The sequence below is a fragment of the Bacteroidota bacterium genome (assembly GCA_016720935.1).
Taxonomy (GTDB): domain Bacteria; phylum Bacteroidota; class Bacteroidia; order AKYH767-A; family 2013-40CM-41-45; genus JADKJP01.
On record JADKJP010000005.1, the window covers coordinates 235553 to 258634 of the forward strand.

Here is a 23082-nt window from a genome sequence, read left to right on the forward strand (position 1 = left end):
CCCCCCCTCCCCCCCCCCCCCCCCCCCCCCCCCCCCCCCCCGGGGGGGCCGGGCCCCCCCCCCTTTTTTTGGCCTTATAATTCACTCACAATTTCTTTTGCCTCCGTTTTAGAAAATCTGGAGCGAATCCAGCGAGGTAAAATGATAGCGCCAATGAACAGGTAAGGATAGTAACTCACAAGTCTCCACAACAAACCGAGAGAGGCTGATAATCCTTTTGGTATAAATTCTCCGAGAAAATCTGAAAACATGAATTCAGCCAGACCACTTCCGCCGGGTGTAGGGCTGAAGAGAATAATAATTCCCATCACTACCTGACGCGCGAATACAATAAAATTTTCTACCGGTACATTGTGAAAAGCAAGAATGAGACAATTCACAATGGTATATCGGGCTGTCCAGGAAGCGAACGTTCCCGCGAAAGAGTTGAACCAGAATTTACGGCTTTTGTTTTTTAAGCCTTTAGAAGCAATCACCAGCTGGTTGCCTGTTTCCAGGGCGCTGTGCTTCCATCTTCTCAGAACCGGCAATGAAAACATTTTGATGAGAAGCCATTTCACAAAACGTGGGTTCACAAACAATGCATAAGCGACAAAGACCTTGTAAGCAAGAATAATGAAATAGACAATCCAGAACGAATAGAAGAATCCCGATCCGATTTTATCTGTATTTAATGTTTCAAGATTTAATGTAGAAAAAAGTCTTTCTTTTCCGATAATGAAATATACCAACGGAGCCATGATAGCCAGGAACACACCATCCTGAAACGAAGAAAGCATTACAGCAGTAATGCTTTTCCCCATGTTCACTTTTTCCCTGTTGAGAATAAAAATCGCGAAGAAGAATCCTCCACCCAGCATACCGGGAGCGAGAGCGGATGAAAACTCCCACAACATGATTACATTAAAAGAATTTCTCCAGGAGATCTGATCATCGGTTAGCGCGCGAATCCGGATCATATAGGCACCATCGCGCACCACCATCATCATCAACGCCATCAAAATCCAGAAGGAAGAACTCCAGCCCCAGGAAATATGAGAAAAAGCCTCACTGTCAAAATTCTTTAGCAGCAAATAAGTAGCTGCTCCCAGACCCAAAGCGATTGGCAGGAAGATTCGTGATGGACGAAACGTCTTGAGGAGCTGCCTGCTATCGGGTTGCATAGGCGTGTTGGGTGCTTAGAGCATCTCGCCGTTGCTTTCGCTGAGCCAGAAATTATTGAAACCCATTCCCAGGGTGATGCGGAGAATTTGTTCCTGGAGCAGTTCAAGAATCCCCAGGAAAGTAAAGATCGCCTGCACTTTATTATGACAGGCAAGAATTACTTCAGTAAAAGGTAATTTTTCTTTACCTGCGATCATCTGTCGTACCATCACCTTTTGTTCAGAGATGGTATATGGATACTGGACAATTTTGTGATGTACTTTGTGTTTCTCATCTTCAAAACGCTTGATGACCTTATTAAAGGTATTGAGCAATTGGTAAAGATTGAGATTCATCAATTCCTCCGCATGGGAATTCTGCAAAGCGATGGTCGCAAGTTCACGCTGAATATTTCCACGCTCAGTTTTCATCGCACGGTCATCTTCCAAAACACGAAGATCTTCACATGCGGCCTTGTATTGTTTGTACAACAAAAGTCTTTGTACCAAATCCTGACGAGGATCGATTTCATTGCCCTGGTCATCCAGTTCAGGACGTGGCAATAACATCTTTGCTTTGATACGCATGAGTGTCGCGGCGACAAGAATAAATTCTGAAGCGACCTCGATGTTAAATTCACTCATCCTGTGCATGTACTCCAGGAAGTCATTGGTGATCGTATGAATCGGAATATTGTGAATATCGATTTCGTCCCGTTCTATGAAGAAGAGGAGCAGATCAAAGGGGCCTTCGAACTGGGGTAGTTTTATTTCAAATTGCTTTTCCACGTAATTTTCGGCTTCTTAGGCTTCAAACTTAAGGAATTTTTCTGAGGTCTGGAAGTCTCTCAAGATTCTGATAATGAGATTGGTTCCTGCTCCATGAATATATCGATTTAACAGGTTGAGGTTTCTGATCAATCATTTAATTTATTGCTCAGACACAAAAAAGCACCTTGGTGATGATTTATTTCCTTGACTCCTGTATATCGGAGATAACTAAATTCCGGAACGCTTTTTCAAGGAAAGACATGAGTGGGGTGGATAATTGTTTTATTATTTCTTAAGTCTTGATAAATTCTAAATAAGATCAGGTCAAAAGTGAATGAGAGTTTTTCACCAAAAATTCACATAATAAATTTCATGATTCAGTTGAGTTATCAATCTCTTAATCCAAGCTGAATTTGGATTCTTCCCTGATTTATTACAATTCATTCAGATTCATTTTGTTTTATTAAGAATACTTTGCAATTTGGCATCGGTTTGCCCCCCTAAGCATTCTATATTGTTAAAAACCAAATCCACATGAAAAAACAATTACGCCTGATCGTTAGTGCAATTCTATTGAGTGTACTCGGTTCCGCAACAGCAAATGCCCAGGTCGCGGCTTTGCCTTTTACTGCATCGCTGGACACCTTTAATGTTATTTCCGGAACAACACTCGATTCCCCGGGCGTTGACGATGTTGTTTACCAGGGAATTCCTATTGGTTTCACATTTAACCTTGCCGGTACACCACATGATTACATGTCTGTGAACACGAATGGATATGTTGAACTGGATTCTACAGGAACTAATTCTTTTCACTCAATACTCAGCGGTGCCAGAAACAACATTGTTGCTCCTTTTGGCGCTGACCTTAGAAACACCCTTACCGGTGCCAGTCTGCAATACACCACTATTGGAACTGCGCCGAACAGAATTTGTATTGTTCAATGGTTGCACTATTCCTATTTTGTAGGTAATGGCGATGTAAATATTCAGCTTTGGCTTTATGAAACTTCCAATTGCATCCGTTTTGTTTACGGAAACAATGCTCTTGTAAGTACTCCGCTCAACACTCAAATTGGTATGAGAGGTACTACCAACGCAGATTTTATTGCCCTGGGTGATACTGCCTGCAACTGGGCAAACGCTTATCCTTACCCTACAATCACAACCTCCTTCCCTGTAAGCCTTTCTTGCAATATGCCTTCCGGATTTGCTTTTCACTTTGGAGCCTGCGGTGGCTCAGGTGTTAACTTTGGATACATGACAGGTACTGTGTTCAACGATCTTAATGGCAACGGTTCCCGCGACACACTGGAGCCGGGTATTCCAAATCATGTAGTCAATCTTCTCCCGGGAAATTATTTTGTGTCCACAGATGCGGGTGGTAATTATGCATTCTTCTTTGTTGATTCAACACAGACGTATTCACTTTCCACAGGAGGAATTCTGTACTGGAACCAAACCAATTCCCCTGCAACAATCTCCTGCAATCCACAAACTCAATCCTGTTACGGTTTGAATTTCGGATTCCAGCAAATACCCAATGTTCATGAAGTTGCCGTTCATTGTCCAAACTGGGGCGCTAAACCCGGACAATCAGAACCGATGCCAATTTCTTATCAAAACAATGGTACTGCTACAGAAAGTGATACCATTACGTTTGTGATGGATCCGCTGTATTCATTCATCAGTTCAACTCCTGCTCCGGATGTTCAAAATGGTCAGACCATTCAATGGGCTTATTCCAATCTTGCACCCGGACAACACGGAAGCATCATGTTATACCTGATGCCGGATTCATCGGCTGTTCTTGGAAATTATCTGAACTCTACACTTACGATAGGCCCGCTTAACGATACAGTTCCTACAAACAATGTTCAGAACCTCCACCAGCTCATTAGCCTGGCATGGGATCCAAACGAAAAACTTGCTGAACCATCAGGTGAAATTGATGCCGGAACAGAAATTATTTATACTGTTCATTTCCAGAATACAGGAAATGCCCCTGCATCAAACGTTACTGTATTGGATACTTTGGACGCAAATCTGGATCTCTTATCATTCCGTCTGATCGGATCATCTCACCTGATGAATTTCAATATGGAAGGAAATGGCATCGCCAGATTTACTTTCTACAATATTCAATTGCCTGACAGTGGAACAGATCAGGCAAGAAGTAACGGGTATGTAAGTTTTGCAATCAAAACCCTGAATTCACTTCCTGCCGGAACTTATATTCATAACCGTGCCGGAATCGTGTTCGATTTCAATCCACCGGTGATGACCAACACTACACAAAATACAATCCGTGTAAGTGTTGGAATTCAGGAGCCCACAAATACTTTCTTCCTGAAAGCATCTCCAAATCCTGCATCAGCAATGGTTACATTTGTCTTCCCACAAACAGGAAATGAATTAGCTACCCTGAAAGTGACCAGTATCGAAGGAAAAACACTTATGATCCGCAAAATTGTAAGCGAACAGAATACCGATTTGAGTTCCCTGCCGTCCGGAATATATTTCTGTACGATTACGAATTCCAAAGGAAGTTCCCTGGTTAAACTGGTAAAAGAATAAATCAGAAACTCAATCAATCATTTCAAAAAACTCCCTGTGCAACAGTCGCACAGGGAGTTTTTTTATGCATTACAAATTTATTCATAAAGGTGCTCTTGCACATTTTTACCTTCCTTTGTACATTGTACAATTCCTTGAATAGTCAGGTTCTATATAAAAAAATGTCCAGGCATAAAAAACAATCCAAACCAGCCCAATCGGCTACCATCCCAGTACTGAGTCTTGCTCCGGGATATTTTTTTACACATAAAGTAAATATACAGGCATTGATAGTTTTTCTGCTTGGCTTTATCTTGTACACCAATACGATTCCAAATGAATATGCACTGGACGATGGTTTACTGATTAAAGAAAACAAATGGGTGCAGAAGGGGTCTGCTGGTATTGGCAAAATTTTTTCACATGGCGAGCTGGATTATTTCTACGAAGCTCACGGAGGTTCGGAGCAGTTTTCCGGTGGACGGTACAGACCTTTGTCTATCGCCACTTTTGCAATTGAACAGAGTATTTTTGGCGACAATCCGCATGTGAGACATTTTTTCAACGCCCTACTCTACGCAATTACACTAATGCTGATGCTGTATTTTTTAAGAAAATACATCTTCCCGAAAAATCCAGACATTGCTTTTCTTGCCACGATACTCTTTGCACTACATCCGATCCATTCTGAAGTGGTCGCGAACATTAAAAGCCGTAACGAATTACTTCCATTCCTGTTTTATTTGACAACTCTGATATTCAGCGGTAAATATATTCAGTCGAAAAAAATGATTCATGCACTGCTTGGATGTGTTTCACTTTTTTTGTCATTGTTATCAAAAGAGTACGGAATACTCTTTATTGTCCTGCTTCCGCTTTACTTTATTCTGATTTTGCAAGTACCACTCAAAAAGAGTCTGCTCTACTCTCTTCCCTATTACGCAGTCATGGGTGTGTATACCCTGATTCGAATATCCATAACACGTGTTACAGATCTTTCACAAAAAGCAACGGAGGAAGTATTGAACAACCAGTATATCCTCGGAACAATGCAGGAAAAGCTCGCAACAAAAGTGTATTTACTCTCGAAGTACTTCGCGATGCTTTTTTATCCATGGCCGCTTTCTTCCGATTATTCATACAATCAAATAGAATATATTCAGCCTGGAAATATTCTTTTCATCGGTTCGGTAATACTTCACCTGTTGCTGATTGGTATTACCATTTACTTTTTTCTTAAAAAGAAAAATACTGCGCTCTTCTTCATGTTATTTTACTTCGCGCATTTATTTTTAATTTCGAATCTTGCTGTTGAAATCGGAACTACATTCAGTGAGCGATTAATGTATATTATTTCATTCCCGTTTTGTGTATTGTTAGCGATGGGATTGATACATGCCTTAGAAAATCTGAAATTAAATTCACTAAAAGGCAAACAAACAATTCTCCTTAGCATTCTGGTGGTTATAGCCCTGGTTTGCACGGCGGAAATTCTCCCCCGAAATGCACAGTGGAAAAATGATTTCACACTCTTCACTCATGATGTAAAGGTATCAACGAACAGTGTGCTTGTAAATGCAAATGCCGCGAAAAGCCTTATCAATGAAGCAGTTCTTCCCGAAAACGAAAACACTCCGAAACGTGATGAATATCTCAGTCAGGGAGTCACTTATCTTTTGAAATCAATTGAAATTTATCCGCGTTTTGCAAACGGGTATCTGAATCTTGGGGTCGCTTATTTTCATCAAAAAAAATATGAAGAGGCTTTTACTGCCTGGATGAAGGTGAAAGAATTTCACCGGAGTGAGCCGAAATTAAAAGAATTCGCGGTGATTTTAAAAAACAATGGATTGATTAAAGGAAGTAATAAGGACTTCAGTGGCGCAATTCAGTTTCTCAATTGGGCTAGTCAGCTGGATGAATCCAATGATGATATCCTGTATAATCTTGGAGGCGCTTATTTTTCTACCGGAAATTACGAGATGGCAAAAAAGACCTGGGAACATTTACTAAAAGACATTAACCCAAACCATGCACAGGCTAGAAATGGGTTGAATGCTGTTCTGTCCATGCCGGGAATTCAGAACACTGTTCCCAACAAATAATTTATGGGTATCTTGAAAAAACAAAAGGCGGATAAAATTCCGCCTTTTGTTTTTTCTGCTCTTATAATCCTCTGCTTACGGCATGTTTTATTTTTGGAACTGTTTTCAAGTAAGCAAAAATTGCTTTTGCCTCTTCATCCGTTAATTGTACATAGGGAATCATCGGGTTACGCAAAGCAGGTCCATTGGGAACAATACCGGTTTTCAAGGCTTTTACAAATTGTTCTTCTGTCCATTTTCCGATACCGGTTTCTTCATCGGGTGTCAAATTCATGGTCGTCACCATTGTTCCATCAGTGCTGCGCATGACATTGCCGCCACCAAAAAATCCGAGAGACTTTTCCGGTTCAAAGACATCCATTTTTGTAAAATCGGCGGAATGGCATGCAAAGCATTCCAGTTCATACAATGTCAGATATTTGCCCCATTCCAGTTGATTGCTTGTGTCAGGTTGTGGAATTGGTTTTTCAGGAAATGGAAATGGTTTAAATGCAACAAGACAAAGAAATTTAGTCAGGAATGACGGTTCAGATTCGGGACCTTCCGTTTTATCGGGTTGCACCAAAGGATCGTCTGAGTGTAAATAAGCAATAATTGAATTCAGGTCCTCATCCGAAATGTGCATCAACTTGGGCATGTACGGAGGAGAATATTTCCCTGTCATTGGATGAATCCCGGTGCGTATGAAATAAATCAACTGCGCGTCAGTCCATTTTCCGATTCCAACTTCCGGGTCTTGTGTAATGTTGCGGGATACAATTTTGCCAAATTCCATGACTTCATTCAAATCACGGCCGGTAAATTTACCGGTAGTTGGGTTGTAATGACAGCTGTTGCAAAGCATTCCGGCTATTTTTTTTCCATTTGCTACTCGTTCGGGAGTAATTTCAACTTTGGCAATTTCCGGAACTTTAATATCATAAGAAGGAATACCACGTATCGATATAAATGCGGCAAAACCGCCGACAATTAAAGCGACAAGTAATAATAATACACCGATAACTTTTAAAACTTTTTTCATGAGTTGGGGTTTTTGTGTGATGCGGAAAAATAAGATTTAAATTTTATAGTTTGAAATTTGGGGTAGTTCAATTTTTAAACCGGGCGAAATTCTGGTTGTTGGTTGTTTGTGAGAAAAATATTTCAATCATTTAAACATCATCCATCATAAATTAAACATTGAAACGAGAGTAAAGAGTACCAAAATTTTTAAATTCACACATCCACACTCTCACACTCAACTGCTCTACCAATCTCCCGCATATTTCAAATCTTCACCGGTTTGCATTTTTAACCAGCTGTGCTTTGTATACAACACCTGCCGTATATGCAAATAATCATGTGCGATCCAGTTGCTAAGAAACAACTTTCCGCTCATCGGTCCGAATTTTGGATGCATGTAAGCACGGCTCCAGTCGGGATTTTGAAGAGATTTTAACATCCTGACCGATTCTTTTCTTTCATTTAAAAAATTTCCAAGTGTACTATCAAAATCCTGTTGAATATAATTTCTTGAAGTGACCCATCCTTGCGGATCTATGGAAGGCAGGGGTAAGTCAGGAGTATTCAATACGTGTATCAGTCGGGCCCGAAAATCTTCTCTTTCTTCATCATACAGGTGACAAATAATTTCGAGCAAATTCCATTTTTCGGGAGCCGGACGAAAATCGATCTGCTCCTTTTTCAATCCTGAAAAAAGATTTTCATAAACAACAATATTTTTTTCAAGCTCACGGAAAATTAAGTCTGCATCAAACATAGTGTATGGATTTTTACACAGATTGAATATCTTAAAAATATTAAAATGCTATTTATCCACCAGGGAGTATCCGGAAAGCCGGCAGGACTTTATCCATAATCCGATTTTCATACAATACATACAACAAATCAATAATTAGTAAACGTAATCTTTCGACAAGTCTTCCGGTGTTGCTTACAAAGTCTCCAAAGCGACCTCTATCATGTGGCTTAAACCCAATTGACGCTCTTCCGAAGTCATTGCTTCGCCTGTGCGAATATGATCACTAATTGTTAAGATCGCAAGAGCATTCGCGCCATATTCCGCAGCTACACCAAACAATCCGGCTGCTTCCATCTCAATACAGAGAATGTTCATCTTTTCCATCTGGTCAATCAGGTTAGCGACCGGGTGGTAGAAAAAATCGGACGAAAAACAGGAGCCTACCAATGCTGCATAGTTTTTTCGTTCCGCTGCTTCAAACGCTTTTTTTGCAAGGCCAAAATTTGCCGCCGGAGCAAAATCAAATCCAAGCAAACGCGCCCGGTTAACATTCGAATCGGTTGACGCGGAAATGGCAATAACCATATCCTTCAGCTTAGTTCCTTTTAGACCACCTGCCGTACCGATTCGAATAATGTTTTTTACGCCGTAATCGGTAATCAATTCTTTTGCGTAAAGACTGCAACTGGGTATTCCCATTCCGGAACCCATCACGGATACTTTTTTTCCTTTATAAGTTCCCGTAAAACCGAGCATATTCCTGACATTGGTAACTTCCGTGGCGCCTTCCAGAAAATTTTCAGCGATGAATTTTGCGCGCAAAGGATCTCCGGGAAACAAAACTGTTTCCGCAAACGCACCGGGTGCAGCATTAATATGAATTGTAGCCATACTCTAAAATTTAAGACCCGGCTCCTGCCGGGCCTGCAATATTCGGTTATTTTCGTGAAACAACGATTGTCATTTTTAAAAAAATCATGTTTAGTCCTGATATGCATAGACGATTAACCAAAATTCAGTTTGAACAAATAATAAAACAAAAACGTGTTCATTTGAAAAATCAGTGGCTCAATTTTATGAAAAAATAGTTTTTTCTGATTTCATACATTTAAACATTATATCAAAAAAGAAGTCTGGAAAAAACCTGCCGTAAGGAAATGTCCCGATTGCAATCGAATTCAATTGACAAATTACAGAGGTAAAACCAACAGAACTTGGATTTTCGCGCTTTTTCCCTGATTCATTTCGCCTGCTTGTTAAGTATCCAATCTCCATTTGCCCAAATGAAAAAAAAAGCCTTAATTTATTTACGTTTAACCAACAATCTTATCTATAATCCTATGAGAAAAATTTTACTAGCCATTCTCCTCACGCTGAGTTTCTCCGCGTCGAGAGCACAATGGGTATCGCAAACATCCAACATCACCCCGGGTTTCTTCGTACAGTTTATTGACGCGGTAAATCCTAATGTTTGCTGGGGTCTGGTAGCTGATCCTACAAGCCAGTCGACAGCTGTGCAGGAATATACACGCACTATCGATGGTGGATTAAATTGGAGCGGTGGCCTGATCACGAACGCGACAGGACTGTCTCCTTCCAGTATTTGCGCGATTGGTGAAGACACTGCTTGGGTTGCAATGTTTAATCCTTCCGGTGGTGCAGGAGCTATTCTAAAAACCGAAGACGGTGGCTTTACCTGGACACATCAAACTTCAGCCGCATTCAGTGCTTCCGGAAATTTTCCAAACATGGTTTATTTCTGGGATGCAAATACAGGTGTGTGTATGGGCGACCCGACAGGTGGATATTTTGAAATATACATCACTGCCGATGGTGGTACGAACTGGACAAGAGTTCCTTCTTCCAGTATACCAGCTATCCAGGCAGGAGAATTCGGAATTACGGACGTATTTACTGCAAATGGAGGTTCGATGTGGTTCGGAACAAATCTTGGCAGAATTTACAAATCCACTGATCATGGACAGAACTGGACTGTCGCTTCCACTCCCCTTGTCGGTGATTACATTGGTTCTATAGCATTCCGTGACGAGAACAATGGTATCGCGACAAATGGAAGTACCGGTGGCGCTGCAGACATCATCCGTACAACGGATGGTGGCACTACCTGGACATTAGCAGGTAGCAATACTTCAGGATTTACAACTGTTCTGAGTACTTGTTATGTACCTGGTACGGATTCAACTTATTTTCTCTCAAATCCTGCAGCTACCACTCAGAATGGTACCGCATTTAGTCCGAATGACGGAAACACGTGGGTGGTTGCTGATGCACTTATCCATACCGATGTTGATTTCGTAAATGATTCAATTGGCTGGACAGGATCTAACGAGCTGGATGCACCAATGTTCAAATGGTCTACTCCTATCATTGTTCCTCTTGTTGAAGTCGCTACAAGTTCAATTGATGTTTCAACGAATACAGGTCTCTCGTTGCAAACACCAAAAGCTACAATTATCAATAACAGTCTGGGCGTGCACACTTTTGATGTAACCATGACCATTTCAGGAGGATATTCTTCTACAAAAACAGTAAACTCTCTCAGTTTTGGAAATTCCACTCAGGTGAACTTCGATCCCTGGACACCTGCAGCTACAGGTCTTTACACAATCGTTGTTTACACATCACTGAGCGGTGATACTGACAACAACAATGACACACTTACAAAAGATGTAACTGTTTTCGAAGGCTTTGAAAATTACGGATGGGTTAACAAAACAAATCTGACTGTCGGAGCATTTGGTTTAGCAGGTGCTTTCAACCTGAATGGAGTCTACTCTACTTCTCCGGGAACATTGTATTCTTTCGGAGGTGTCGCTGCCGCAGTGCAGGCCAACACCAATTCATTCAACGATGCAACAGGATTGTGGAACGCCGCAAATCCAATGCCTTCTCCAAAGTACCAGTTCTCCGCTCAAACAGTTCGTGGAAAAATCTACTGTATCGGTGGTTACTCTACCGGATTTGCGCCTGACGAAAACAATTATGTGTACGACATCGCAGCCGGAACCTGGAGCACATTAACACCAATGCCAATTGCCGTTGGTGATTATGCTTCCGGCGTTTTCCGTGATTCACTCATCTATTACATCGGAGGTTTTGATGGCGGTGGCGATCAAAACATCGTGCAGATTTATGATACCTATACTGACACCTGGTCAAACGGTACACAAACTATTGGTACACCAACATCAGGATTACGCGGCGCGATCAATGGCAACCAGATTATTTTCGTTGGAGGTTATTCCCAGATCAACGGAGGTCCGATAGATGAAGCTTACCAGGGAGTTATCGATGCGGCTAATCCTACATCTATCACATGGACTGCACTTCCGGCATATCCTGCAGGAAGAGTTTCAAGATTGGGAGCAGGAACAGTTTACCGCAATATGAAACCGCTGATTGTTTTTGCCGGTGGCGATCCAACCGGACAAGGAACTGAAGCATTAGGTGATTGTTGGGGATGGGATTTGACTCTCAACCAATGGCTCATTGGCGCGGAAAAAACTACTCATGTAAGCAACATCAGCGATCTGGTTGGTTTGGTTTATAATGACAGTTTATACATGGCTTCTGTTGGTGGGTATGATGGTCTGGCGATCCAAACGGTGAACGAATGGTTGAACCTTGGCTATGTACTCATCGATGGAGTAAAAAGCATCGGAGCAGGAAAATCCAATTTCACTTTATATCCGAATCCGGCAAACGATCATATTTCACTGAGCTTTGAAGGACTCAATCAGGATCTGAAAATTTCAGTGATGGATATTACCGGCAGAGTTGTTATCCGCCATGTTGCAGGCTCACAGCAAAATGCTGTACGGATCTCTACAACAGATTTAACAGCCGGCGCCTATACTGTGCAGGTTGTTGGTGCGGATGGTGAATTACTCGGTAATTCACAGTTTATTCTCCAATAAAAAACACCTATTTATACATACCCCCGATTGTGCTAAATTCAGCGCAATCGGGGGTTTTGTTTTAATGTTCTTTCGAAAAAGTTCTAAATTAGATTTTTTCCACTTTTACGGCAGTACCATAAGCCAATACTTCGGTAACGCCGTTCATCACTTCATTCGCGTCATAGCGCATACTGATGATGCCGTTCGCGCCGAGCTGTTCGGCGTGCTGAATCATTTCTTCAAACGCCTCAAGCCGGGTCTGCTCGCATAATTCTTTGTAAATACTGATGTTTCCTCCGAAAATTGTCTGGATACCACCGGCAAGATTTCCGAAGATACTCCTGCTCCGGACAGTAATTCCGCGGATAATACCCAATGACTCCACAATTCTGTAGCCGTCGAGGGTCAATGCTGTTGTGATCATTCGTTTGTCCATGTGAATGAGATATAATTTTTTTATGAAGGTAGGAATTTAGTGGATTTTTGATTGGAGATTTTTGATTGTAGATTTTTGATTGTAGATTTTTGATTGTAGATTGTAGATTGAAGATTTTATAAGGTTTCACGGGAATTTATACAGTGATTTTTTTGTTTACTCGAGGGGGCTTGCTAACTTGCATTCGTTTAAATAAACAGAATGAACACGGCGAGGCAAAACTTTTCTTTTCAAAAAATTGTTGCCACTGTAAGTGTCGTATTGTTCGTCATCAAGATTGTAGCATGGTATATTACCAATTCCGTTTCCATTCTTACTGATGCATTAGAAAGCACTATCAATGTAGTGAGCGGTTTCATTGGACTCTACAGTTTATATCTCAGTGCTCAGCCCAAAGATGAAAATCATCCTTATGGTCATGGCAAAGTGGAATTTGTTTCCGCTGCAATCGAAGGCACACTCATTTCTGTAGCCGGACTTATCATCATTTACGAAGCAATCAATAATCTGCAGCATCCGCATGTTATTGGTAAACTCGACTATGGTATTTACCTGGTGAGTTTTACTGCTCTTATCAATTTCACTGTCGGATATTATGCTGTACGTAAAGGAAAAGCAAATAATTCAATGGCACTAGTTGCCAGCGGAAAACATCTTCAATCCGACACCTACTCTACTTTGGGTATTATCGTCGGGCTGATTTTAATTTATTTTACAAAACTTGCATGGCTCGACAGTGCTGTTGCATTGTTATTTGCTTTCTTTATCATTTTTACCGGCTACAAAATCATCCGTTCTTCCCTGGCCGGGATTATGGATGAAGCGGATAATGATCTCTTAAAAAAAGTTGTTGCCTCTTTTCAGAAAAACCGGAAACAAAACTGGATAGATCTTCACAATCTCCGCATCATTAAATATGGCGGAATGTTGCACCTGGATTGTCACATGACCGTTCCCTGGTTTTTAAACGTACACGAAGCGCACAATGAAATTGATCAATTGGAAAAACTCGTAAGAGAACATTTTGGCGAAAGTGTGGAGTTGTTTGTTCATACTGATGGCTGCCTGGACTTCTCCTGTAAGATCTGCACCAAGACGGATTGTACAGTCCGGAAGAATGCTTTTGTCAGACAGGTAGAATGGTCGGTCGAGAATATTTCAACGAACAGCAAACACAAAATCGACTGATTTCTTTTCGATAAAATAGTTTGTTCAGGAGCAGCAGCTATTCGATTTCCAAAACTTTTGTCTGCGATTTTTTCTTTTCCAAAGGAACGGCCGCTATAATTTCATCCATTACTGCCTGGAGAAACTTTTTTCTCGGGAAATTTTTCATGACTACCAGACTTATTTCTCTTACCGGTTTTGGATTGGCGAATTCCCTGACATTTTTCTTTTGCTGAGTACTGAGTTTTAAAGCGGCGAGTTCCGGGATGATGGTAATTCCCTGATAGCGGTCCACGAGGTTGATGAGCGTTTCAATACTGCCCGCTTCATAGGCGACGTGTTCACTTTCCGTGTCCAGTTTTTTCAATTCGCAGAGATTAAAAACCTGATTGCGTAAACAATGGCCTTCCTGCAACAACCACAGGTGATGAATGTCTATTTCTTTTGGAAGTATGTATTTTTTCGCGGGAAGTTTCTCGCTTTTTGAAGCGTAAGCATAAAATTCTTCCCTGAAGAGCGGGTATTCCTCAAGTTGATCTTCGTGCAAAGGTGTAGCGGCAAGTCCGGCATCCAATTCTCCGCTTTTTAGTTGGCGGATGATGTCATTGGTCACGGCTTCGCGGATAAACAATTTCATCGAAGGAAATTTTTTTCCGAAAGGTCCCAGGAACAAAGGAAGCAGATAGGGCGCCAACGTAGGAATAATCCCCAAACGGAATTCGCCTGTAATTCCATCCTTCGTTTCCAAAGCAAAATCCCGTAGTCTGTTTACTTCTGCAAGAATGTGCCCGGCTCTGCGGATAATTTCTTCGCCTTCCTTTGTAGGCACCAGTGGCTGTCTGGTTCTGTCGAAAATTTCAAGTCCCAGTTCTTCCTCCAATTTGCGCACCATCATGCTCAATGTAGGCTGCGTAACAAAACTGTGTGATGCGGCGCGGGCAAAATGCCGGTGACGGTCCAGAGCAAGAATATATTCCAGTTGCTGTAGATTCATGATCATAAATATTATCTATACAAAGATAAAATATATCTGTTTGATTTATGTGTCTGGTCTCCTCATCTTTGCGTTGGTGGTTGGTGCTTAGTGGTTGGTGCTTAGAGAAGCTGCGATTCTCTCCCGTTTTTTTTATTTCTTTGCATGATGGCTGAGCCGGAAAATAAACAAGCAGAAAGCAAAGTCAAGAGCTACTTAAAAAAAGTCGGGCTCATTGGTTTTTTATTCTTTTTGATCAAAGGTTTGCTCTGGCTCGCCTTTGGTTATTTTCTTTTGAAATAAAAATATCCCGAAGCGATTTCCTGATTAAAATAGCCCTGGGCGCAGGGAGTCCCGCCTGTGCGGGACGACCGGAGCACAGGTGAGCCGGTGGATGTGAAACTACCTGTCGGCGCTCCAATATTTATCCCGGAAAACCTTTATCATTGCAGAGCTTTATGAAGAAAATTTATCACCTCAGTACCTGTTCCACCTGTCAGCGCATTCTCAAAGAACTAAAACCGGGAAAAGATGTTGTTCTTCAGGATATCAAAACGGAAAAAATCACAGCGTCACAACTGGATGAGATGATCAAACTATCCGGTTCAGCAGAGGCTTTGTTCAGTCGGGTTGCGTTGAAATACAGAAGTCTTGGCTTGAACAACATGACTCTTTCTGAAAAAGATTACAGGAAGTATATTCTCGAAGAATACACTTTTCTCAAACGGCCGGTAGTGATTATCGGCAAAGAAATTTTTATTGGAAATTCCGCAAAAGTTGTCGCAGCGGCAAAAGCAGCAATGAAATAATGAAGTGACGAATTCTGATTTCAATTTGCGGAAACTGTGATCATAAGATCCGGAACCGTTTTAAAATTCCTTTTTAGACAAGAATATTCAATCCGGAAATTCACAGGAGAAAATGTCCGATCACCGCAAAGCGCATATTTCGATTTTTATCGCGAATCTGATTTACGGTGCAAATTTCAGTATCGCAAAAATCGCGATGCCAAATTACATTACTCCATCTGCTTTCATTCTGCTGCGCGTGTTGTGCGCAACTACTTTGTTTTTTCTGCTTGATCGTGCACCGGCCGACAGAAAAGCGATTGAGAAGAAAGATTACCTGCGTTTTTTTGAATTGGGATTGTTTGGGGTCGCGATCAATCAGCTTTTGTTTTTCGAAGGACTGAGCCGTACAACAAATATCAATGCCGCCCTGATCATGACCTCCACGCCTATTCTGGTAACACTCATGGCATTTCTGTTTCTGAGAGAACACCTGAAATGGATACAATCCGGAGGGATCGCACTCGGTCTGGCAGGTGCAGTAACCTTGATTCTGCAATACCAGCACACAACGGGCAAGCCGACTGCAATGGGCGATCTGATGGTATTTATCAATGCGACTTCTTACGCCTTATACATGGTTCGTGCAAAAAGGCTGATGAAAAAATACGATACCTGGCAGGTGATTAAATGGACCTTTGTATTTGGTCTGATCCTGGTGATTCCTTTTGGTAGTCCGGGACTGGCAAAGGTTGAATGGCAGACCTTTACACAAACGGTCTGGCTGAGCGTGGGTTTTGTACTCATCTTCACGACCTTTTTCGCTTACCTGCTGAATACCGTTGGACTGAAACACCTTTCGGCCTCGGTGGTGAGTTTCTACATTTACCTCCAACCGCTCTTTGCGACACTGATTTCGCTGCTCATCACGCATGAAGCAATCAGTTCGGTTCAGGTGATTGCCTGTGTTCTCATCTTTGCCGGGGTTTACCTGGTGAATTATCCTGCGCTTGGTAAAGCCAAATCTTAACGTATTTTTGTCCTCAATTAAACCACAGCCATGATTCGCTCCATGACCGGGTTCGGTAATGCAACTATCGAACACGGGAACAAGACCATTTCCGTCGAAATAAAATCGGTCAACAGCAAATTTTTCGACCTGACCCTTCGTCTGCCTTCACTTTACCGTGAAAAGGAATTCGAAATACGTGGAGATCTGAGCAAACAGATTGAACGTGGCAAAGTGGAATGTTCCATTTCCGTTGAATCTCAGGAGGCACCAAAAAAGAGCAGCATCAATTCCGCTCTTGTCAAGGCGTATTATGAAGAGCTGAAAACAATTTCCGACGATTTGAAATTACCTCCTGCAAATTTTCTGAAGATTATTCTTGGTTTACCGGACGTTCTGAATACCGAAAAAAACCAGCTCGATGAAGAAGAATGGGCCGCGGTGAAGAAAGCGATCGAAAAAGCTGTTGCCGCATTCCAGGAGTTCCGTAAAATGGAAGGAGCAAGTTTATCGCGCGATCTCGAACAAAGAATTCAGGCGATCGATGCTGGCATGAAAGATCTCGAAATCTACGAAGCCGGACGTATCGAACTGGTTCGAAAACGTCTTCAGCTGAATCTCGAAGAGTTTATCCAGGTGAACAACATTGATCGCAATCGTTTCGAACAGGAATTGATTTTTTATATTGAGAAATACGACATTTCAGAAGAAAAAGTAAGACTGAAAAGTCATCTGAATTATTTTTTGAAAACAATGAAAGACGACCCTTCCGGTGGGAAAAAACTTTCCTTCATCGGACAGGAAATCGGAAGAGAAGTCAACACTATTGGTTCGAAAGCCAATGACGCCAATATGCAGAAATCTGTTGTTGGTATGAAAGACGAACTGGAAAGAATAAAAGAACAGGTGCTGAATATTCTCTGAGGATGATACAAGGGAAACTTTTACTGTTCTGTGGACCTTCCGGTAGTGGTAAAACAACCATTGTACATCATCTCCTGCAAAAAAATCCGAAAATAGAATTTTCTGTTTCCGCGACAACACGTCCGCAGCGTGCGAACGAAACCGACGGGAAAGATTATCACTTCATTTCCGTTGAAGAATTTAAAAAGCGGATCGCGAATGATGAATTCGTGGAATGGGAAGAAGTTTATACCGATCGTTTTTACGGAACATTAACATCCGAAATCGAAAGAATCTGGAGCGAACACAAAGTTGCGATCTTTGATGTGGATGTTGAAGGTGGACTAAAGATCAAAAAGATTTTTGGTCAGATGCTACTTTCAGTCTTCGTAATGCCGCCATCGGTGGAAGCATTGCACCAACGTCTTAAATCACGTAATTCTGAAACAGCGGAATCGTTCAAAGCCCGCATCGCGAAATCCGAACACGAACTTACTTACGCCTTCCGTTTCGACAAAGTGATCATTAATGATGATCTTGATAAGGCTCTTGAAGAAGCGGAGAGATTGGTGGAGGAGTTTTTGAAGTAAGGACTTTGGGATTGTAGATTTTGGATTGAGGATTGTAGATTGAGGATTGAGGATTGAGGATTGTAGATTGAGGATTGAGGATTGTAGATTGAGGATTGAGGATTGAGGATTGAGAGGGGAATAGAAATAAAAAGTCGGGAGTTTGGAGTCGATTTTGAACAACTTCGAACTTTATGAATTGAGAATATTTTTTCTGTAGGAAAATTAATACCATGAAAATCGGCCTCTACTTCGGATCATTCAACCCTGTCCACAACGGGCACATGGTGATTGCGGGGTATATGGCGGAGTTCACGGATTTGGATCAGGTTTGGTTTGTTGTTTCTCCACACAATCCTTTGAAAGTAAAACACAGTTTGTTGCAGGATTATCACCGTCTGACTTTGGTACGTCTGGCCATTGGAGATAACAGGAAATTAAAGGCTTCCGATATTGAATTTAAATTACCGCGACCGAGTTACACCATACACACGCTTGCTTATTTACAGGAAAAACATCCTGAATATAAATTTGTTTTATTGCTTGGCAGCGACAATATTGAAACTTTTCACAAATGGAAAAACTACGAGCAGATTCTGGAAGGGTATGAACTCTATGTTTATCCCCGCGACGGATCGGCTACCAGTGAATTATTTTCTCATCCAAAAGTAAAACTCATCAACGCGCCACGCATGGAACTCAGTTCCACTTTTATCCGCGACGCCATCAAAAACAAAAAAGACATCCGCTACATGCTTCCTGAAGCTGTTTGGGCGTATGTGGAGGAGATGGGGTTTTATAAATAGTTCCGGGTTCCGGGTTCCGGGTTTTGAGTTCCGGTCTTTTTGACTAATTAAAAACTCCATTGAGAGTTTATTTCTTGAATCTGCTCCCTTTGAATTCGGAATTTTTAAGATAGGAAATTAATTTTCCAACCTGAAGCATCTGAGCTTTCAGTTCCCTGGTTAAGTTTTCAAATTCAATTGTTGAAATCAACTTTTGATCAGACGCGATTACCAATTGTGAAAGCAATTCACCTGCTGAACCTTTTGCAATGAACAAAAAATGAATAAATTCTTTATTTCCGGATCTCTCAAATCCTTCTGCAATGTTAGACATAATTGAAATTGCCGATTTCCTCATTTGAATTCTGAGCACAAAATCTGATTTAAACTCAGGCATCTTTGTAAGTAAATAAATATTATTTGTGAGAACTCTCGCCTTCACCCAAATTTCCAATTCTTCGAAAGAAGTTACAGTGGCCATTTTATTTCAAAGGTTAAAGTTCTTGTTTGGTTTTACAACCCAACTAATGCTGGTTTTCATTTGCATTAAAAAAAAATCTCTAGCAGAATTAAAATGACATAAACAACCCGGAACGCAGAACCCGAAACCCAACACTTTGAACCTACAGAGAAAACCGCTACGTTTGCACCATGGAAAACCAAAACGCATTCGGTACCCGTGCAATTCATGCCGGGCAGGAACCTGATCCTTCAACGGGGGCTATCATGACTCCTATTTATCAGACTTCGACATATGTACAGGAGAGACCCGGAAAACACAAAGGATATGCATATGCACGTGGGAAAAACCCAACACGTGTAGCTCTTGAAAAATGTATTGCGTCTCTTGAAAATGCCAAACACGGATTGTGTTTTTCCAGCGGTCAGGGAGCCGAAGACGCGATTATAAAATTGTGTCGCCCCGGAGATGAAGTGATTGCTACGGATGATTTATATGGCGGATCCTACCGGATGTTCACAAAGATTTTTGAGCATTTTGGAATTGTGTTTCATTTTGTGAACATGCACGATGCCGCTGAAATCAAAAAGCACATCAATGCAAAAACGAAAATGATATGGGTGGAAACGCCGACGAATCCGCTCATGAAAATCATTGATATCCGGGCTTGTGCTCAGATTGCCAATGAACACAAATTGATTCTTGTTGTCGACAATACCTTTGCATCTCCGTACCTTCAGAATCCACTGGATATGGGAGCAAGCATTGTTGTTCACTCCGCGACAAAATACCTGGGCGGACATAGTGATGTGGTGATGGGCGCATTGTGTACCAACGATGATAAATTACATGAAGAACTTGCTTTCATTGCCAACTCCTGTGGGGCGACACCCGGACCGATGGATAGTTTTCTTGTTCTTCGTGGTTTAAAAACATTGCATGTGCGGATGGATCGACACTGCAGCAACGGAAAAGCCATTGCTCTTTTTCTGAAAGGTCATCCCAAAGTAGATAAGATCCACTGGCCCGGTTTCCCCGATCATCCCAATCACGAAATCGCGAAAAAGCAAATGCGTGATTTCGGGGGTATGATCTCTTTTACGCTAAAAGGCAATTCAATGGAAGAAGCCTTTGACATGGCTTCCCGTACAAAAGTCTTTTCACTGGCTGAATCTCTTGGTGGGGTTGAATCCCTGATCGGACATCCTGCTTCCATGACCCATGCATCAATTCCTAAGGAAATCAGAGAGAAATCCGGGGTATTGGACTCACTTCTCCGCTTAAGCGTCGGAATTGAAGATATCAATGACCTTATTGAAGATCTGCGTCAGGCTATCGGTTGATCCATTTAGGTGAATTCCGATGAATTTTTATTCAGGAGTTTGTTAAATACCCTTAAAATGGGTCAGGGAAGTGTCAAATGCTCATCCTGACAGAGGGGAAAATTTAAATATTTTTTACCTTTGGTATCCTGCTTTAAAAGCGGGCAAGGAGATTCATATAGTTAATCAAATACATTCCCTACAATGAAAAAATTATTACTTGCTTTTGTCATATCAGCCAGCATCGTCTGGAGTGTAAACGGACAAGAAAGAAAAACCTGCGCGACCAATGAAGTTTACCAGGAAGCAATTCAAAAGCATCCTGAAATATTATTACAGCAGCAGGAACTCGAACAATTTACCGCACGTTATGCTCAGGAGCACTCGGCTCAACGCAACTCCGCGGGTGGAACACTTTTCATCATTCCGGTTGTATTTCACATCATTCATAATTATGGTCCGGAAAATATTTCCGATGCACAGGTGTATGATGCCGTTCGCATCATGAATACGGATTATAGCAAACAGAATGCGGATACAGCGAGTGTTGTACCTGCTTTTGCAAATAATATCGCCAATTGCCAGATCGAATTTCGTCTTGCAAATATTGACCCGCAGGGAAATTGCACAAATGGAATCGACCGTGTAGTATCTAATCTCACAATGAATGCGGATGACAATGCTAAATTGAATCCATGGCCTCATCAAAATTATCTCAATATCTGGGTGATTAATACCTTTTCCTCCGCGCATGCCAATGCGGCAGCTTACGCATACTATCCCGGTGCTGCAAATCCTATAAGCAAGGACGGAATCATTGCACGCTATGATTATGTTGGAAGCATTGGAGCAAGCAGTCAGACAAATTCAAGAACACTCACACATGAATCAGGACATTGCCTCAACCTCGCCCACCCATGGGGAAGTACAAATCAGCCGGGTGTTGCATGTGGTGATGATAATGTTTCTGACACTCCTGAAACACAGGGTTGGACATCTTGTAATCTGACCGGTTCAATCTGCAATCCTCCGATTATTGAAAACGTTCAGAATTACATGGAATATTCTTACTGCGATGTAATGTTTACTGAAGGACAGAAAACGCGAATGCATGCAGCCCTGAATTCTTCCGTTGGTTCCCGTTCCAACCTTTGGACACCAGCAAATCTTGCAGCGACCGGAACAGATGGTTCACCAATACAAGTATGTGTGCCAATTACAGATTTTGAAGCCGACAACATTACTGTCTGCGCCGGAGGTACTGTAAATTTCCACGATCTCTGCTGGAACGGTGATCCTACATCCTGGTCATGGGACTTCCCTGGTGGAACACCTTCGACTTCTACTGATTCTTTTCCTGCTGTAGTTTATGCCACTGCAGGAACTTACGATGTTACTCTTACTTCATCCAATTCCGCCGGTACAAGTTCATACACACGTACTGCATATATCCGTGTCTCCGGAGCACCGTCTTTGAATATTCCGTATTCGGATGGTTTTGAAGTAGCGACTACTTTCCCGGGAACTGATGGTTATCTGTACAATCCGGATAATGCGACTACATGGACCCGTGTAACTACCGCTGCAAGTGCAGGAACCGCTTCCATTCGTATCAATAATTACACAAATACCAGCGGAGCCACTGATCAGTGGGTGATGCCGGCTTTCGATTTCTCGAACGTAACATTACCGAGCATGACATTCAAAGTTGCAAATGCCCAACGAAACAGTTCTTCAACGGATGAATTGCGTGTGGCCGGATCGAACAACTGTGGACGAACATGGAATTATCGTTACACAAAATCCGGAACAAGTTTGTCGACTGCAGGGATTGTGAGTACTTCTTTCACACCAAATGCAAATCAGTGGAGACAGGAATCCGTCAATCTGAATCCTTTCGCTTTAAAACCAAACGTGCGTATCATGTTTGAAAATAACAGCGATCGAGGCAACAACACTTATATCGATGAAATAAATATCATAGGCACATTGGTCGGAGTTGATGAAGTGGAAGAAATTGAATTGGGATTCGCCTTGTATCCGAACCCAAGTGCGGGCAATACAACTGTTCAGTTTTTACTTAACCGGGGCCAGGATGTTCAACTCAATGTTTTGGATGTGACCGGACGATTGGTTACCAATATCCTGAATGAAAACCTGAATGCCGGTTTACATGAATTCAAGATTCCGGAGCAGCCGGCAGGTATATACTTTGTTGACCTGGTTGCAGGGGGAAAACGACATGTTCGTAAGCTGGTTATCTCGGAATAAACCAGATTTCAAACTATTTTAAAAAAGCCTCCTCTAATCAGGAGGCTTTTTTTTGATAGAAATCAGGATATTCGGGTTCAATAACCCACGAAAAAACAAGAAAACACAAGCTTTTCCACCCAACGGAAATTGAAAATATCACTATATTTGAAATCTCCGGTTTC

Annotated in this window: 19 protein-coding genes; 11 read left to right on the forward strand and 8 right to left on the reverse strand. The window is 41.8% G+C overall.

Annotated features, from left to right (window positions below):
• Nucleotides 1–74 precede the first annotated feature (74 nt).
• Complete coding sequence (locus tag IPP86_07555; protein ID MBL0138369.1) at nt 75–1163, reverse strand: flippase-like domain-containing protein; 1089 nt, start codon at nt 1161–1163, stop codon at nt 75–77.
• Nucleotides 1164–1178: 15 nt separating this feature from the next.
• The gene (locus IPP86_07560; protein MBL0138370.1) at nt 1179–1931 is read right to left on the reverse strand and encodes a segregation/condensation protein A; all 753 of its coding nucleotides are present in this window, start codon (nt 1929–1931) and stop codon (nt 1179–1181) included.
• Nucleotides 1932–2447: 516 nt separating this feature from the next.
• Here IPP86_07560 and IPP86_07565 point away from each other — a divergent pair.
• Together IPP86_07565 and IPP86_07570 are read left to right on the forward strand one after the other, a co-directional pair.
• Complete coding sequence (locus tag IPP86_07565; protein ID MBL0138371.1) at nt 2448–4490, forward strand: T9SS type A sorting domain-containing protein; 2043 nt, start codon at nt 2448–2450, stop codon at nt 4488–4490.
• Nucleotides 4491–4651: 161 nt separating this feature from the next.
• Nucleotides 4652–6574, forward strand: a complete 1923-nt coding sequence (locus IPP86_07570; protein MBL0138372.1) for a hypothetical protein — start codon at nt 4652–4654, stop codon at nt 6572–6574.
• Nucleotides 6575–6635: 61 nt separating this feature from the next.
• On the opposite strand, the gene IPP86_07575 is transcribed toward IPP86_07570, so the two are convergent.
• The 3 genes from IPP86_07575 to deoD all read right to left on the reverse strand — a co-directional run bounded on the left by IPP86_07575 (nt 6636) and on the right by deoD (nt 9206).
• A complete protein-coding gene (locus IPP86_07575) occupies nt 6636–7595 on the reverse strand; it encodes a c-type cytochrome (GenBank protein ID MBL0138373.1) in 960 nt (319 codons plus the stop codon).
• A 225-nt stretch (nt 7596–7820) separates the two neighbouring features.
• On the reverse strand, nt 7821–8333 hold the full coding sequence (locus IPP86_07580; GenBank protein ID MBL0138374.1) for a DinB family protein: 513 nt from the start codon (nt 8331–8333) through the stop codon (nt 7821–7823).
• Between the two features lie 174 nt (nt 8334–8507).
• A complete protein-coding gene (gene deoD, locus IPP86_07585) occupies nt 8508–9206 on the reverse strand; it encodes a purine-nucleoside phosphorylase (protein MBL0138375.1) in 699 nt (232 codons plus the stop codon).
• A 449-nt stretch (nt 9207–9655) separates the two neighbouring features.
• On the opposite strand from deoD, the gene IPP86_07590 reads away from it, so the two are divergent.
• Nucleotides 9656–12253, forward strand: a complete 2598-nt coding sequence (locus IPP86_07590) for a T9SS type A sorting domain-containing protein (protein MBL0138376.1) — start codon at nt 9656–9658, stop codon at nt 12251–12253.
• Between the two features lie 88 nt (nt 12254–12341).
• Here the strand turns inward: IPP86_07590 and IPP86_07595 are convergent, their stop codons facing one another.
• A complete protein-coding gene (locus IPP86_07595) occupies nt 12342–12671 on the reverse strand; it encodes a YbjQ family protein (GenBank protein MBL0138377.1) in 330 nt (109 codons plus the stop codon).
• Nucleotides 12672–12872: 201 nt separating this feature from the next.
• Between IPP86_07595 and IPP86_07600 the strand changes: the two genes are divergently transcribed.
• Nucleotides 12873–13859 (forward strand): cation transporter, encoded by a 987-nt coding sequence (locus tag IPP86_07600; GenBank protein ID MBL0138378.1) that lies wholly within the window; start codon nt 12873–12875, stop codon nt 13857–13859.
• A gap of 37 nt (nt 13860–13896) precedes the next feature.
• On the opposite strand, the gene IPP86_07605 is transcribed toward IPP86_07600, so the two are convergent.
• Nucleotides 13897–14832, reverse strand: coding sequence for a LysR family transcriptional regulator (locus IPP86_07605; GenBank protein MBL0138379.1), 936 nt, complete (start codon nt 14830–14832; stop codon nt 13897–13899).
• Nucleotides 14833–15269: 437 nt separating this feature from the next.
• Here IPP86_07605 and IPP86_07610 point away from each other — a divergent pair, with 437 nt between their 5' ends.
• The 5 genes from IPP86_07610 (at nt 15270) to IPP86_07630 (ending at nt 18886) form a co-directional block, all read left to right on the forward strand.
• The gene (locus IPP86_07610) at nt 15270–15620 is read left to right on the forward strand and encodes a hypothetical protein (protein MBL0138380.1); all 351 of its coding nucleotides are present in this window, start codon (nt 15270–15272) and stop codon (nt 15618–15620) included.
• A gap of 112 nt (nt 15621–15732) precedes the next feature.
• Entirely contained in the window at nt 15733–16629 is an 897-nt protein-coding gene (locus IPP86_07615) for a DMT family transporter (GenBank protein MBL0138381.1), read from the forward strand.
• A 30-nt stretch (nt 16630–16659) separates the two neighbouring features.
• Complete coding sequence (locus IPP86_07620; GenBank protein ID MBL0138382.1) at nt 16660–17532, forward strand: YicC family protein; 873 nt, start codon at nt 16660–16662, stop codon at nt 17530–17532.
• 2 nt (nt 17533–17534) lie between these two features.
• Nucleotides 17535–18101 carry a guanylate kinase gene (gmk, locus tag IPP86_07625; protein MBL0138383.1) on the forward strand — a complete coding sequence of 189 codons (567 nt, stop codon included), beginning with the start codon at nt 17535–17537 and terminating at the stop codon, nt 18099–18101.
• A gap of 212 nt (nt 18102–18313) precedes the next feature.
• A complete protein-coding gene (locus IPP86_07630) occupies nt 18314–18886 on the forward strand; it encodes a nicotinate-nucleotide adenylyltransferase (GenBank protein MBL0138384.1) in 573 nt (190 codons plus the stop codon).
• A gap of 67 nt (nt 18887–18953) precedes the next feature.
• Here IPP86_07630 and IPP86_07635 read toward each other — a convergent pair whose 3' ends face one another.
• Nucleotides 18954–19346: a four helix bundle protein gene (locus tag IPP86_07635; GenBank protein ID MBL0138385.1), complete on the reverse strand. Its 393-nt coding sequence runs from the start codon at nt 19344–19346 to the stop codon at nt 18954–18956.
• Between the two features lie 170 nt (nt 19347–19516).
• On the opposite strand from IPP86_07635, the gene IPP86_07640 reads away from it, so the two are divergent.
• Together IPP86_07640 and IPP86_07645 are read left to right on the forward strand one after the other, a co-directional pair.
• Nucleotides 19517–20668 (forward strand): cystathionine gamma-synthase, encoded by a 1152-nt coding sequence (locus tag IPP86_07640; protein ID MBL0138386.1) that lies wholly within the window; start codon nt 19517–19519, stop codon nt 20666–20668.
• Between the two features lie 183 nt (nt 20669–20851).
• Complete coding sequence (locus IPP86_07645) at nt 20852–22918, forward strand: PKD domain-containing protein (GenBank protein ID MBL0138387.1); 2067 nt, start codon at nt 20852–20854, stop codon at nt 22916–22918.
• Nucleotides 22919–23082 lie beyond the last annotated feature (164 nt).

What these genes read in the sequence shown, in the direction of transcription:
- IPP86_07555 (MBL0138369.1), bottom strand. Translation starts at nt 1,163, where the DNA reads ATGCAACCCGATAGCAGGCAGCTCCTCAAGACGTTTCGTCCATCACGA.
- IPP86_07565 (MBL0138371.1), top strand. Translation starts at nt 2,448, where the DNA reads ATGAAAAAACAATTACGCCTGATCGTTAGTGCAATTCTATTGAGTGTA.
- IPP86_07570 (MBL0138372.1), top strand. Translation starts at nt 4,652, where the DNA reads ATGTCCAGGCATAAAAAACAATCCAAACCAGCCCAATCGGCTACCATC.
- IPP86_07575 (MBL0138373.1), bottom strand. Translation starts at nt 7,595, where the DNA reads ATGAAAAAAGTTTTAAAAGTTATCGGTGTATTATTATTACTTGTCGCT.
- IPP86_07580 (MBL0138374.1), bottom strand. Translation starts at nt 8,333, where the DNA reads ATGTTTGATGCAGACTTAATTTTCCGTGAGCTTGAAAAAAATATTGTT.
- deoD (MBL0138375.1), bottom strand. Translation starts at nt 9,206, where the DNA reads ATGGCTACAATTCATATTAATGCTGCACCCGGTGCGTTTGCGGAAACA.
- IPP86_07590 (MBL0138376.1), top strand. Translation starts at nt 9,656, where the DNA reads ATGAGAAAAATTTTACTAGCCATTCTCCTCACGCTGAGTTTCTCCGCG.
- IPP86_07595 (MBL0138377.1), bottom strand. Translation starts at nt 12,671, where the DNA reads ATGGACAAACGAATGATCACAACAGCATTGACCCTCGACGGCTACAGA.
- IPP86_07600 (MBL0138378.1), top strand. Translation starts at nt 12,873, where the DNA reads ATGAACACGGCGAGGCAAAACTTTTCTTTTCAAAAAATTGTTGCCACT.
- IPP86_07605 (MBL0138379.1), bottom strand. Translation starts at nt 14,832, where the DNA reads ATGAATCTACAGCAACTGGAATATATTCTTGCTCTGGACCGTCACCGG.
- IPP86_07610 (MBL0138380.1), top strand. Translation starts at nt 15,270, where the DNA reads ATGAAGAAAATTTATCACCTCAGTACCTGTTCCACCTGTCAGCGCATT.
- IPP86_07615 (MBL0138381.1), top strand. Translation starts at nt 15,733, where the DNA reads ATGTCCGATCACCGCAAAGCGCATATTTCGATTTTTATCGCGAATCTG.
- IPP86_07620 (MBL0138382.1), top strand. Translation starts at nt 16,660, where the DNA reads ATGATTCGCTCCATGACCGGGTTCGGTAATGCAACTATCGAACACGGG.
- gmk (MBL0138383.1), top strand. Translation starts at nt 17,535, where the DNA reads ATGATACAAGGGAAACTTTTACTGTTCTGTGGACCTTCCGGTAGTGGT.
- IPP86_07630 (MBL0138384.1), top strand. Translation starts at nt 18,314, where the DNA reads ATGAAAATCGGCCTCTACTTCGGATCATTCAACCCTGTCCACAACGGG.
- IPP86_07635 (MBL0138385.1), bottom strand. Translation starts at nt 19,346, where the DNA reads ATGGCCACTGTAACTTCTTTCGAAGAATTGGAAATTTGGGTGAAGGCG.
- IPP86_07640 (MBL0138386.1), top strand. Translation starts at nt 19,517, where the DNA reads ATGGAAAACCAAAACGCATTCGGTACCCGTGCAATTCATGCCGGGCAG.
- IPP86_07645 (MBL0138387.1), top strand. Translation starts at nt 20,852, where the DNA reads ATGAAAAAATTATTACTTGCTTTTGTCATATCAGCCAGCATCGTCTGG.